We start from the raw sequence: 12787 nt of genomic DNA on the forward strand, positions 1-12787 counted from the left end.
CGCGAGGACGCTATCGCCGGGCGACGGGGTGCGGAGCCGGTGCCTCGATCGGTGCCTCGGTGCGGGGGCCTGTGTCCCGCCGCCCGGTGAGCAGCAGTACGGCGATCAGGACGAGCTGGCAGCCCGTGATCAGGGCCTGGGTCGCGGGAGTCGTCACGTGCAGCAGGACCATCGTCGTGTTGACGGCGAAGTGCACGGCGATCGCGGCGAGTACGCCGGCCCGCTCGTAGGCGCAGGTGACGAGCATGGCCATGGGGATGTTCCCGACGGCGAAGAGCACACCGCTCGGGGTCGCGAGGCCCAGGTCGTGCTGGACCGTGCCGTCGATGAAGAACAGCGGCATGTGCCACACCGCCCAGCTCACACCGAGCACCAGAGCGATCTGGAAGCGTCCCATGGTCGCCCGCATCCTCGGGTAGGCCGTACCGCGCCAGCCCGGCTCCTCGGAGAGCGGCCCGGACACGAGCATGCTGACCAGGAAGGCCGCGGGGCCACCCATGTCCGCCATCACGTCCTGCGCGTCCGACCAGCTCAGCGTGGTGTCGCCGGCGGCCTGCCCGATCGCCGCCGCGGCCAGTACGGCGCCTGCGGCCGCCACCATCAGCAGCGGCGCCAGGACCAGGGCTGCCGGGCGGAACCGGACCGCGTGCTCGGGGACCGGCTCACCCCGCCGCCCGCGCCGCACCCGGATCACCAGCGCGCCGATCAGCGGGCCGAACGCGCCGAGCAGGAAAGGGACATACGTCGGAGTGCCGGCGGACGCCGATCCGCCGAGTGCGATCGCCGCACCCCAGCAGGCCCAGCTCGTGCCGAAGGCGATGGCCATGAAGAGGATCAGGTCCGCGCGGCGGGTGGCAGGGCGTGCGGGGTTCGAGAGTGCCGAGGGCGTGGTGTGCTGTGAGGTGAGCATGCCAAACCGTTCCGTGTCGTCGGTCCGTTGTGAGACGTACCGCAGGGTGAAGGTGTCTCGGAGGTTCAGGAGGACGGGAGTTGCTCTTCGTGGCCCGCGTACGGGTTCGGCGCCGCGTCCAGGTGTCGGCCGAGCCACTCGGCGACCAGATCCAGCAGTTCGGCGTCGACGGGTTCACGCAGCAGGCGGCGATACGAGCTCAGGCGGTGACGCCCCGGGTCGCGCCGCAGTACGTGCGTGAGGTCCGCGATGCGGTGCGTCTGCGCCCCGCCGGGGACCAGTCGGGCGATGCGGTCCAGGTCGGACGGGTCGACCTGGAGGTCCTTGGCGCCGGTGACGGCGAGGACGGGTGCCTCGACGGCCGCCAGGTCGTCCCGGCTGTCGTGTGCGAGGAGTTCGCGCAGCCAGCGGGCGTTGACCTTGGCTCCGGCCACCCGCGCCACGCCCGTACGGGTGCGCTTCACCCGGGCGAGCGCCCGGCCGCCCAGCGCTCCCAGTGGTCGTCGCAGCAGTCGGACCGGGCCGGGCGCGCTCGCCACGATCGAGCGGCCCTGCCAACGGAACGCCTCCTCGCCCGAGTTGGCGAACCCGGCCAGCAGCACCACGGCCCGTAAGTCCATCCGGGCGCCCAGCGTCGCGGCGTGCAGTGCGCCCTCGCTGTGGCCGATCGCGGCGACGGCGTCCGGCCGGATGCCGGTTCGTGCGGTCAGGGCACGTATGGCCGCGGCGGCGTCCCGGAGGTTGTCGGTGAAGCCCGCCGACCGCCAGTCGCCAGGGGTGGCGCCGGTGCCGCGTCGGTCGTAGCGCAGGGTGGCGATGCCCCGGGCGGCGAGAGCCTCGGCCACCGGCGGACCCAGGTTCACGGGGAGGCCCCGCGTGCTGCCCTCGCGGTCCAGTGGGCCGGAGCCGTGGAGCAGCAGAGCGGCCGGGTGCGGTCCCGGGCCGGGCGGCAGGGTCAGCGTGCCGGCCAGTGACGTCCCGTCGTCCGCGGTGACCGCCATGTCGATGTCGGGCAAGGTCCAGCCTCTCGTCGCGTACGAGCCCCGTGCCTGCGCCGAGTGCTCGCCCCGGTTGCGCACATTCTCAAGTTCGAGAACGTTATCAGATGTGAGATCATGAGGTATGGCGACTGCGAATCTCCTTCTCCACCCGGTCCGGATGCGCATCCTCCAGACCCTGGTGGGCTCAGGCGAACTGACCACCGCACAGCTCCGCGAGCGCCTCCCGGACGTCTCGCCGGCCAGCATGTACCGGCACGTCGCGACGCTCACCAAGGCGGGCATTCTCGAGGTGGTCCAGGAGAGACCCGTACGCGGCACCGTCGAGCGCAGCTACCGCGTCCGGCAGGACGAGGCCCTCGTCGACGAGGAGGCCCGTGCCGGGATGACGAAGGACGACCACCGGCAGGCCTTCACGGTCTTCACCGGGGCGATGATGGCCGACCTCGATCGCTACCTCGCGCGCGACGACGCCGACCCGCCGCGCGAGGGTGTGCTCTATCGGCAGGGGGCGGTGTGGGCCACCCCCGAGGAGTTCGCCGAACTGGTCCAGGAACTGGAGGAGTTGGTGGCCCGCCGTACGGCTCACGCCCCCGGCGACGGCCGCGTCCGCCACATCATCAGCCTCGCCCTGGTGCCCGACAAGGAGACCGGGGGCGAACAAACCTCGCCCTGAGGGGGCGGTCGGGGTGTCAGTCAGCCGCGCGCGGTCGCCAGGAAGGCGCGGTACCAGTCCAAGGTGGCGTCGAGGGTGTCGCCGATGTCGAAGGGGTCGAGGCCGAAGGCGTTCCGGATCGCGGTGGAGTCCATGATCTGCGGTTCGGTGTGCTGGTACCAGAGCTCGGCGTACGAACTCACGAAGACCTCGTCGAACGGTCCGAACGGGACGGGATCGGGCTTGACCACCACATCGAGCGTTCGGCCGACCCGCTCCTCGATCAGGTGGAAGACCTCCCGCGTACTGCGGGCCGGCGCGGTGGGCAGGTGCCAGACACGACCGTCGCCCTCGGGGTGCTCACCCAGGGTGGCCAGTCCTTCGGCCACTGCGCGGATGTCGGTGTAGCTGTGCGGCAGGTCGATGTCGCCGAGGCCGTACACCTCGGTGCCGGCCAGGGCTCCCGGGAACACCCCGCCGCCGAGCGTGGAGTTGAGGACGCCAGGGCCGACGAAGTCCGCCGAGCGGCCCAGCACCACCCGGGTGTGCCCGGCGCGGTGCGCGGCCAGGTACTTCTCGTCCAGCGCGGCCCGCATCCTTCCCTTGGCGCTCGTCGCGCGCCAGGGCGTGTCCTCGGACATCACGGCGCCGCCGGTCTCGCCGTACGGGTAGAGGGTGTCGAGTACGACGAGTCGCGCGCCCTCGGCCCGGACCGCGCCGAGCACGGCGTCCTGGATGCCGGGCAGCAGGTCGATCTGGCGGTGATAGGCGACGTTGACGCAGTGGTAGACCACGGCGGCACCCGCGATGGCCGCCCGCGCGCCCTCGAGCGTGCCCACGTCACCCCGGGCGCGCAGGACGCCGGCGGGTGCCGGGCCTTCCGCGGTGCGGTCGACCAGGCGGACGGCGTGACCGCGGCGGGCCAACTCGGTGGCCACCGTGGTGCCGGCCGGTCCCGCGCCGAGGACTACGTGCAGGTCATTGCTGGTGGTGGGCATGACGGGATTCCCCTTCTGACGTCCTGCTGTCGGTCGTGCATCTGTCGTGCGTCTGTCGTTCCGGAGCGCCCTCCGCGGCGTTCGGCGACACTTCAGTTATACCTCGTAACGAGTGCGATATGTCAACGCGCACACTGGCTCGGAGGCGCCTCGAACCCGGCTTCGAGGCCGCTCGCCGGTTCGCGGGCGGGCCGGTTCTCCCAGCTCACGCGCTTCGCACGCTCACGATGGCGATAGGGTGAAACTCGCTGGAACCGGCTACCGAGGAGGCGTATACAGATGTCCGGCCAGGCGCGCAGTCCCCGCGAGCGCTACCGCGAGCAGACGCGGGCGGAGATCAAGGAAGCCGCCGTGCGGCAGCTCGCACAGGGCGGTGTGGAAGGCGTGGCTCTGCTGCGTATCGCCAAGGGCATCGGCATGTCGGGCCCGGCCCTCTACCGCTATTTCGCCAGCCGCGACGACCTGCTCGCCGAGATGGTCGTCGACGCGTACGAAGGGCTGGCCGCGGACATCCGGGAGGTCGACCTGACCGGGGGCGGGCGCACGGCTCTGGGTGCCCTGGCGGGTGCCTTTCGCGGGTGGGCGGTGCGGGAGCCGCACCTGTATCTCCTCATTCAGGGCACGCCGGTCCCGGGCTTCCGGGCGCCGGCCGAAAGCGTGCTGCGGGCGCGGGCGGTCTTGGGGCCGTTCCTGAAGGTCTTTGCCGAGGGGCGGCCGTTGCGATCCATGGATCCGCTCGTGGCGGAGTTCGCGCAGTGGCTCCGGGACGATGCCGATGTGGCGGCCTGGGTCGGGCAGTGGACCGGGCTTTCGGCCGAGGATGCGGCCGCTCCCGTCGCCCTCACCGGCGCCGTTCTCGCCTGGCCCCAGATGCACGGCAGCGTCAGCCTGGAGGTCGCCGGCCACTTCTCCGGGATGGGGCATCGGCCGGCAACCCTGCTCGACACCCAGGTCACGCTGCTTGCCGACGCCTTCCAACTCGCCTGACCTCGGGCGCGATTCAGCTCTGGTGCCCCGAGCCGCCTTCCCCGTCCTGGCCGGCGGCCTGCCGATTGTTGAGCGTGATTTCGGCCATGTGCGCCTCGGCCCATTCGCGCAGCGCCGAGAGCGGAACCTCCAGGGACCGGCCCAGCTCCGTGAGCCGATAGTGCACACCGGGCGGCACCGTGGGCTCCACCCGCCGGGCCACCAGTCCGTCCCGGACCAGGCTCTGCAGGGTCACGGACAGCATCTTCTGCGAGATCCCCGGCATGCGGCGCCGCAGCTCGGCGAAGCGGACCTCGTCCTCGGCGGCCGCAGCCAGCACCTTCACGGCCATCGAGGTCCACTTCGTGCCGATGCGGTCGAGGAGATGGCGCGTCGGGCACTCCGGGGAGAACAGATCGCCCCGTCGCGGGCCGTGCGGGGTGGTCACCCGGAGCTCACCTCGTATCGGGAAAGTGCCGCCTTACCGGTCCCACGGTAGTTGCCTACGGTGAGGTTGTCACCATTCGTAACCACCGATGCCCGGGAGCGTCCCGTGTCCCTGCTGCGAGCTGTCGCCGTCAACGGCACCGAACTGAACGTCGCCGTCACAGGATCCGGCCCACCCGTCCTGCTGCTGCACGGCTTCCCGCACACCTGGAAGCTGTGGACCGACATCATGGCCGGCCTGTCCGGTCAACACCGGCTGATCGCACCGGACTTGCGTGGATTCGGAGCCAGCGGCCGGCCCGTCGGCGGATACGACGCGGGGACACTGGCCGACGACATCGAGGCCCTGCTCACCGCGCTCGATGTGCCGACCGCCGCGGTCGTGGGCATCGACGCCGGAGCCGCACCCGCCTTCCTGTTCGCGCTGCGCAGGCCGGAGCGCGTGCGCGGACTCGTCGTCATGGAGGCCGTGCTCGGCGGGCTGCCCGGCGCCGAGGACTTCGCCGCCAGTCCTCCCTGGTGGTTCGGCTTCCACTCCGTCCCCGGCCTCGCCGAGACCGTGCTGCAGGGGCAGGAGGAGCACTACATCGACTGGTTTCTCGGCGCCGGCACCCTCGGGCAGGGCGTACGTCCCTCGCTGCGCGACGCTTTCGTGGCGGCCTACACCGGGCGTGCGGCGCTGAGGAGCGCCTTCTCGTACTACCGCGCCCTCCCCGAGAGCGCGGAACAGATCGCCCGGGCCGTCGCGGCGGCACGACTGGTCGTCCCCACCTTGGCGGTGGGGGCGCACCCGGTCGAGAGGGCCCTCGAGCGCCAACTCGCCCCGATCGCCGACGACCTCACCGGCCACGTCATCGAGGACTGCGGCCACATCATCCCGCTGCACCGGCCGCGCGAGCTCCTCGCCCTGCTCGCGCCCTTTCTGCGCGACCTGCCCACGGACTGAAGGCAGGCCTCTCGCGGCCCAACCCCCGTGCATCCACCAGGACTTCGCACCCTTGGCTGCCGGGGCCGGCATGCGGCTCCGCGGCGCCGGTTCCCGCTCGAATCGAGGCTTTCGTCCGGCAGCGCTACGGTGAGTGGAAGGGGGGGGCGACGACCCACGAGGGACCGCCCCGTTCGGCGATCTACCGCCCACGACGGGAGCCCGGTCTCCGCCTGCCCGACCTGCAGGAGGCATCATGACCAACCCGGAGCAAGACCCCACCCAGCAAGAAGGCCCTGCGGACGGTGGCGCGGCCGGAGTGCCGGGCGCCCATGACGGAGGTGCGGACGGTGGTGCCGATGGCGGGGCGGAGGGTCCTGCGGACGGTGGCGCGGCCGGAGTGCCGGGCGCCCATGACGGAGGTGCGGACGGTGGTGCCGATGGCGGGGCGGAGGGTCCTGCGGACGGTGGCGCGGCCGGAGTGCCGGGCGTCCACGACGGTGGTGCGGACGGTGGTGCCGATGGCGGGGCGGAGGGTCCTGCGGACGGTGGCGCGGCCGGAGTGCCGGGCGCCCACGACGGAGGCGCGGACGGTGGTGCCGATGGCGGGGCGGAGGGTCCTGCGGACGGTGGCGCGGCCGGAGTGCCCGGCGTCCACGACGGAGGCGCGGACGGAGGCGCGGACGAGTCCTCCAGCGGTACTTGAGTACCTCACGAGCGGGCCTTCGGCGCCCCGGCCCCGGCGGTGAAACGGCGCAATCCGAGCCCGCAGTGGCCAGGACGCCGGCGACCGGGGCGCTGAGCCGCCTGATCGGCCCGGACTCCGAGGCATTCGCACGCGACGCCTGGGCGCGGACTGCGCAGCTCACGCCACAGGCGGGGGACTTCTCCGACCTGTTCTCCGCAGCCGCGGTGGACGAACTGATCTCACGCCGTGGACTGCGTACGCCGTTTCTCCGCGTCGCCAAGGACGGCTCGACGGTGCCCGACTCGTCGTTCACCTCACCCGCCGGGGTCGGAGCCACCATCGCCGACCAGCTCGACGACACCGCGGTGTGGGGTGCCTTCCGCGACGGCGCCACCCTCGTCCTGCAGGCTCTGCACCGTACGTGGGCACCCCTGGGCGAATTCGTCGCCGGCCTCGGCGCGGAGCTCGGGCACCCGGTGCAGGCCAATGCGTACGTCACACCCCCGCAGAACCAGGGCTTCGACGCCCACTACGACGTGCACGACGTCTTCGTCCTCCAGATCCAAGGAGCCAAACGCTGGCTGATCCACCCGCCGGTGCACCCCGACCCGCTGCGGGACGAGCCCTGGTCCGAGCGGCGGTCCGCCGTCGCCGATGCGGCGCGGGGCGATGCGTACATCGACACGGTGCTCGAGCCGGGCGACACCCTCTACCTGCCGCGCGGCTGGCTGCACTCCGCCCGGGCACAGGGCGCGGTCTCGATCCACCTGACCCTGGGCATCCACAACTGGACGCGCCACGCCCTGGCGGAGCACCTCGCCCAGGAGGCACTCGAGGCACTGCGCGACGATCCCCGTATGCGCGGCACCCTGCCCCTGGGCGTGGACGGGCCCGCCGACGAGCTCGACTTCGTCCGGGAACGTCTCGTCGCCGCCCTCGCATCGGCGGATCCTTCGCACCGATTCCGCCGCACCCGGCGGAGTCGCGGCCGGGCGGCCCCGCTCGGTCCGTTGGCGCAGCACGAGACTGTCGCGGGTCTCGGACCAGGCACCCGGGTCCGCCTCCGCGGGGGCCTCGAGGCACGGTGGGAGGACGGCCGACTGCAGACCCGGGTGGGATGGCTCGACTTCCCCGGGAGCGAGCGGGAGCCGGTGACCCGGATGCTCGACGGCGAGGTGCACACGGCCGGCGACCTCGGCGTCGGACTCGTCGAGCGACTGTTGCGCGCGGGCGTACTGGTGCCCGCCGAACCATGACGGCCGCGGCAGGAGACAACGAGCCCTTCTTCTGCGCCGCGGCCGCCCGCACACGCGGCGACTCCCTCGTGGGCACGGCGCCGCACGGAGTCGTCTGGGTGCTGGTCGAGCACCCGGGAAGCTGGCCGCCGGACGGCTTCGACGGCCTCGACATCGAACCCGGAGTCAAAGCCCGGGTGCACCGGGCCGCGCGGACGGCGCGGGCACGCATCCTGCTGACGAGGCGACACGGCCGCCGCACCTCGCCGGAACCCGGCCGGCGCTGGGCGGTGCTGCGGTACGACGGCTCCGGCGCCGGCCGCCAGGAATGGGGTACCTGGAACGAGGACGAGGATCTGGCGGGAATCGTCGAGGCACTCGGCGCCCCCGGGGAGAGCGGCCGTCCCCCGGTCCTCCTCGTCTGTGCCCACGGCCGGCACGACCCGTGCTGCGCGGTGCGCGGACGGCCCGTGGCCCGTGCCCTGAGCGAGCGCTGGCCGGACCTGGTGTGGGAGTGCACGCATGTCGGCGGCGACAGGTTCGCCGCCAACGTCGTCGTCGTACCCGACGGTGTCTACTACGGCGCACTCGACGGCACATCGTCCGTCGCCGTGCTCGAGGAACACCTGGCCGGCCGGATCCACGCCGAGCACCTGCGCGGCTACACGGATCTGTTTCCCCCGCAGCAGGCGGCCGTCGCCGCCGTACTCGGACGCTTCGGACCCGCCGGACGCCACGACTACGCCGTCACCGAGTCCGCCCGCCGCGGCGACGGCTGGCGGATCCGGATCAGCGGCCGTCCGCCCCGGCCCGCGTCGCTCGAAGTCGACGTACGGGCGTACCGCACCGCGCCTGCCCAGATGACATGCCGCGGACCGGCCCGAAGCTCGGCCGTGGTCTACGACGTCACGTCCGTCCGCGGCGGTTGAGTCCATACCGTCACTGCGGGGCGGGACGGACGCGCTGCCGGCGTCACGGCTTGCGGGCGACCGCGCACCACATCGGCAGGCTGTCGTCGGGGGTGTCGGCCGGCTCCGGGCGCCAGCGGGTGAGGGTCACCACGCCGGGATCCAGGATCTCCAGACCGTCCAGGAAGCGCTCCACCTCGTCCCGGGTGCGGGGTGTGGCGGATGCGTGGCCGGCGGCACGCTCGTTGTAGATCCGCATCGACTCGGCCACCTCGGGGGCGGTGACGTCCGCGGCCGGGTGGGACAGGACGAGGTGACTGCCCGAGGCCAGCCGGTCGAGGAGGCGGCGGGTGATGTCCCACGGATCCTCGGAGTCCTTGATGTACTGCAGGATCGCCACCAGCATGAGGCCCACCGGCCGGTCGAGGTCCAGGGTGCGGCCAGCGGCGTCGAGGATCGTGTCCACGTCGCGGGCGTCGGCCTGTACGTAGTCCGTCTGGCCCTCGGGGCCGCTGACCAGCAGCGCCCGCGCGTGCGAGAGGACGATCGGGTCGTTGTCGACATAGACGACCCGTGCCTCGGGTGCGGCGCGCTGCGCCACCTCGTGCGTGTTGTCCGCGGCGGGGACGCCCGTGCCGATGTCGAGGAACTGGCGGATCCCGGCCGCCGTGAGGTGGCGGACGGCGCGGCCCAGGAAGGCCCTGTTGGCCCGGACGGACGGCACGATCGTCGGGTTGGCGCGGGCGGCGAGCTCGGCGGCCTCCTGGTCCACCTCGTAGTGGTCCTTGCCGCCCAGCCAGACGTTGTAGACGCGAGCGGGGTGCGCCGTCGCCGGGTGCTCTGCGGACTGTGCGTCGTCGTTCATCGATTGCCACCTCGTGCGCCGAAATCGGACAGGCCGGACCTGGGTTCGATCACGCTACACCCCCGTGACGTGCTGTCGACGGGAGCGGCCCGGCACATTTCCGGCCGGCCAACACCCTTCGGTGGTACGGCCGTTGCACCCGGACGCCGCTCAGTGCAGCGACTGCGCGCCCATGACCGACAGGAGTCGGAGCTTCTCGTGGCTCTCGCTGCCCGGAACGGCGGTGTGGACGAGAAGCAGATGCGACTGGCCCGGATCGACCAGCGTCTGACACGTCAACTCCAGTGCGCCGACCTCGGGATGGACGAAATGCTTCACCTCCCATGGACGTACCCCCACCTCGTGCTCGTCCCACACCCGGCGGAACTCTTCGCTCCGGGCGAGCAGCAGCTGTGCGTAGTGCGCCGCTCGGGAATCGGGGCCACGCAGGGTGACGACCTCCCGGAGGCCCGAGACGAACATACGGGTGAGGAACGCGTGGTCCTCGGCCGCGTACCGCTGCCGCGTCGAGGGATCGGTGAACCAGCGGTAGCCGAGGCTGCGGGCCGGACCGCTGTGGCCGGTCAGGTCGCCGGTGAGCGCGATGCCCAGCGGGGTCTGCCGCAGTGTCTCGCCCAGCTCCGTGACGATCTCGGCGGGAGTGTCCTGCAGACGGTCGAGGATGCGCAGCAGGCCGGGGCTGATGTGGTCACTGTCCGGGCCTCGCGGGGGAGGCGTCCGGCCGGCGAGGCGGAACAGGTGGTCGCGCTCGTCGAGGGAGAGATGGAGGCCCTGTGCGATCGAGGCGATCATCTGCCCCGAGGGCCGGGGACCGCGCTCCCGCTCGAGCCGCGCGTAGTAGTCGGTCGACATGTGGCACAGCGCCGCCACTTCCTCCCGCCGCAACCCGGTCGTCCTGCGGCGCCGGCCGCGGGGGAGTCCCACGTCCTCGGGCTGCAGCGACTCCCGGCGGCTCCGCAGGAACTCGGCGAGGCCGGGGCGGTCGATCACCATGCGCGCTCCGTCACCGTGCCTGCCTCCGTCCGACGCTCCAACCGCCGCCCGCGTACCTGGTCCTTTCTACCGCTCGCGCATCCCGGCAGCCACGGAACATCGATTCCCCCTTCAGCCATTGCTGCGGCCACCACGCCGACCGATACTCACAGTGACCGAACTCGACGGGAACGCCGCCCCGTTCCTCCGCGCAGGTGGAGCCGCCCACACACCCCAGGAGCCCGCACATGCCACGCAAGAACATCGACGTCACCGTCCCCGACCTGTCCGGCAGGCGGGCCGTCGTCACCGGAGCGAGCGACGGCATGGGACTCGGTATCGCCGCCCGGCTCGCCGCCGCGGGCGCGGAAGTCCTCCTGCCGGTCCGCAATCCGGCCAAGGGCGAGGCCGCGCTCACCGCCATCCGCCGGGAGGTGCCCGACGCGGACGTGTCGCTGTGCGCACTCGACCTGTCCTCGCTCGCCTCCGTCGCCGAACTCGGCGAGACCCTCCTTGAGGAGGGCCGGCCGATCCATCTCCTGGTCAACAACGCCGGCGTCATGACACCCCCGGACAGGCAGACCACCGCCGACGGCCACGAGCTGCAGTTCGGCACCAACCACCTCGGCCACTTCGCCCTCGCGGCGCATCTGCTGCCCCTGCTGCGGGCCGGCCGGGCGCGGGTGACCTCGCAGATCAGCGTCGCGGCGAACCAGAACTCCATCAACTGGGACGACCCGAACTGGCGGAAGTCCTACAGCGGCATGCGTGCCTACAGCCAGTCGAAGATCGCCCTCGGTCTCTTCGGCCTCGCACTCGACCGCCGCAGCGAAGCGGGCGGCTGGGGCATCACCAGCAATCTGGCGCATCCGGGAGTCGCCCCCACCAGCCTGCTCGCCGCCCGCCCCGAGGTCGGACGCGCCAAGGACACCCTCGGCATGCGGGCGATCCGCGCCTTCTCCTCGCGCGGCATCCTGGTGGGGACCGTGGAGACCGCGAAACTCCCCGCCCTGTACGCCGCGACGTCGCCCCATGCGAAGCGCCGGGGGTTCTACGGACCCGGCGGGCCCGGGCACTTGGGCGGCCCTCCCACCGAACAGAAGCTGTACGGCCGACTGCGCAGCACCGACGACGCCGAGCGCATCTGGCGCCTCTCCGAGGAGCTCACCGGCGTCCGGTACGAGGGTGCCGGGCACTCACCCGCGTCCGGTACCTGAGTCACGGGGCGGACCGCGGACCGCCGTGCTGCTCGGTGTAGTGGCCGCGCAGCAGGTCGATTCCCCAGTCGTGGCGGATGTGCCGCCAGACCGAGTGCGCGTGGTTGCCGTCGTCCTGAGTGTTGTCGTACTCGATGAGGAAGTCCGGAGCGCGGACGCAGTAGTAGTGCCGGTCCCCGGGCGCGAGGCCGCCGGCCCAGGCGAAGGAGACCGAGCCGAGGCCGCGGGCCACCGCCTCGGACCAGCACTCGTCCGCGTACGGTACGGGCGCACGGTCGAGGTAGCGGCGCAACAGGCGCTCCAGGAGCCGCTGTTGACGGGGCGCCAGGTGCGCGTACGTCAGGCCGTCCGGCAGCCGGCCCGGATCGGCGAAGGGATCGTCCCGGGTCAGGATGTCGTCCGGCGGGGTGGCGGCGAAGAGTGCCGCGGCCCGCGCACCGGCGTCCAGATCCGTGACCAGTTCCCGGGCCAGGCCCTCCTCCGGCCCGAGGAGCCGTCGGCCCGACTGCTCACCGGTGCTGATGCGGGCCGGTTCCGAGCCGACGAAATGCGGCGTCACGCGGATGCCGGCCGCCGTGACCAGTACGTGTACGGCGAGATGGTGACCGTTCAGACGCCAGGCCCACGGGGCGTCGCCCGCCGGGTCGCCGAGCAGCCGCACCCAGTAGCGGTCGGCGTCCGGCGAGCCGGTCGTGCCGCGACGGTGCCGTTCCACCTCGATGGCTCCGCGCGCCAGCTCCGCACCGGCCGCGCTGTGCGCCGTCGCGAGGAGCGCGTCGACCGCCGCGCGCTGCCCAGCGTCGAGCCCCTCGGTGCAGAGCCCGGGCCGCCGGCCCGGCAGATAGGTCCACTCGCGGAGTTCCGGCGCGTCCAACCGGCCAGGTCCCGCCCGCAGTTGACGTACCTGCGCCGGATCGAGCACGGACAGCAGCGCATGCGCCGCCTCCCGCATGGCGGCGGTGACGTCCGTCTGTGATCGAGTCCCGCTCACGCCTTCTCCACC

The 12787-nt window shown here is 72.4% G+C and carries 14 protein-coding genes; 6 read left to right on the plus strand and 8 right to left on the minus strand.

Going from position 1 to position 12787, the window contains the following annotated elements; all coding sequences use genetic code 11:
• Positions 1–10 precede the first annotated feature (10 nt).
• Positions 11–910, minus strand: a complete 900-nt coding sequence (locus DY218_RS03150) for a CPBP family intramembrane glutamic endopeptidase (RefSeq protein WP_233521331.1) — start codon at positions 908–910, stop codon at positions 11–13.
• 65 nt (positions 911–975) lie between these two features.
• Positions 976–1926: an alpha/beta hydrolase gene (locus tag DY218_RS03155; protein WP_128554341.1), complete on the minus strand. Its 951-nt coding sequence runs from the start codon at positions 1924–1926 to the stop codon at positions 976–978.
• 106 nt (positions 1927–2032) lie between these two features.
• Here DY218_RS03155 and DY218_RS03160 point away from each other — a divergent pair, with 106 nt between their 5' ends.
• Complete coding sequence (locus tag DY218_RS03160; protein WP_128554342.1) at positions 2033–2584, plus strand: helix-turn-helix domain-containing protein; 552 nt, start codon at positions 2033–2035, stop codon at positions 2582–2584.
• A 20-nt stretch (positions 2585–2604) separates the two neighbouring features.
• Here DY218_RS03160 and DY218_RS03165 read toward each other — a convergent pair whose 3' ends face one another.
• A complete protein-coding gene (locus DY218_RS03165) occupies positions 2605–3561 on the minus strand; it encodes an NAD-dependent epimerase/dehydratase family protein (RefSeq protein ID WP_128554343.1) in 957 nt (318 codons plus the stop codon).
• A gap of 279 nt (positions 3562–3840) precedes the next feature.
• Here DY218_RS03165 and DY218_RS03170 point away from each other — a divergent pair, with 279 nt between their 5' ends.
• Complete coding sequence (locus tag DY218_RS03170) at positions 3841–4548, plus strand: TetR/AcrR family transcriptional regulator (protein WP_128554344.1); 708 nt, start codon at positions 3841–3843, stop codon at positions 4546–4548.
• Positions 4549–4561: 13 nt separating this feature from the next.
• On the opposite strand, the gene DY218_RS03175 is transcribed toward DY218_RS03170, so the two are convergent.
• Positions 4562–4975, minus strand: a complete 414-nt coding sequence (locus tag DY218_RS03175) for a winged helix-turn-helix transcriptional regulator (RefSeq protein WP_128554345.1) — start codon at positions 4973–4975, stop codon at positions 4562–4564.
• Between the two features lie 105 nt (positions 4976–5080).
• On the opposite strand from DY218_RS03175, the gene DY218_RS03180 reads away from it, so the two are divergent.
• Complete coding sequence (locus DY218_RS03180; RefSeq protein WP_128554346.1) at positions 5081–5920, plus strand: alpha/beta fold hydrolase; 840 nt, start codon at positions 5081–5083, stop codon at positions 5918–5920.
• Positions 5921–6101: 181 nt separating this feature from the next.
• On the opposite strand, the gene DY218_RS34425 is transcribed toward DY218_RS03180, so the two are convergent.
• Entirely contained in the window at positions 6102–6614 is a 513-nt protein-coding gene (locus DY218_RS34425) for a hypothetical protein (protein ID WP_233521332.1), read from the minus strand.
• Here DY218_RS34425 and DY218_RS03190 point away from each other — a divergent pair.
• A complete protein-coding gene (locus tag DY218_RS03190) occupies positions 6602–7843 on the plus strand; it encodes a cupin domain-containing protein (RefSeq protein ID WP_407703541.1) in 1242 nt (413 codons plus the stop codon). The genes DY218_RS34425 and DY218_RS03190 overlap by 13 nt on opposite strands.
• Positions 7840–8751 (plus strand): sucrase ferredoxin, encoded by a 912-nt coding sequence (locus DY218_RS03195; protein WP_128554349.1) that lies wholly within the window; start codon positions 7840–7842, stop codon positions 8749–8751. The genes DY218_RS03190 and DY218_RS03195 overlap by 4 nt, the downstream gene beginning before the upstream one ends.
• A gap of 43 nt (positions 8752–8794) precedes the next feature.
• Here DY218_RS03195 and DY218_RS03200 read toward each other — a convergent pair whose 3' ends face one another.
• Both DY218_RS03200 and DY218_RS03205 read right to left on the minus strand, forming a co-directional pair.
• On the minus strand, positions 8795–9595 hold the full coding sequence (locus tag DY218_RS03200; RefSeq protein ID WP_128554350.1) for an SAM-dependent methyltransferase: 801 nt from the start codon (positions 9593–9595) through the stop codon (positions 8795–8797).
• A gap of 150 nt (positions 9596–9745) precedes the next feature.
• Complete coding sequence (locus DY218_RS03205) at positions 9746–10588, minus strand: helix-turn-helix transcriptional regulator (RefSeq protein WP_199566606.1); 843 nt, start codon at positions 10586–10588, stop codon at positions 9746–9748.
• Between the two features lie 227 nt (positions 10589–10815).
• On the opposite strand from DY218_RS03205, the gene DY218_RS03210 reads away from it, so the two are divergent.
• Positions 10816–11784: an SDR family oxidoreductase gene (locus tag DY218_RS03210; protein WP_128554351.1), complete on the plus strand. Its 969-nt coding sequence runs from the start codon at positions 10816–10818 to the stop codon at positions 11782–11784.
• 1 nt (position 11785) lies between these two features.
• Here DY218_RS03210 and DY218_RS03215 read toward each other — a convergent pair whose 3' ends face one another.
• Complete coding sequence (locus tag DY218_RS03215) at positions 11786–12775, minus strand: DUF3500 domain-containing protein (protein ID WP_128554352.1); 990 nt, start codon at positions 12773–12775, stop codon at positions 11786–11788.
• Positions 12776–12787 lie beyond the last annotated feature (12 nt).

This window comes from Streptomyces triticagri (assembly GCF_003429565.1).
Taxonomy (GTDB): domain Bacteria; phylum Actinomycetota; class Actinomycetes; order Streptomycetales; family Streptomycetaceae; genus Streptomyces; species Streptomyces triticagri.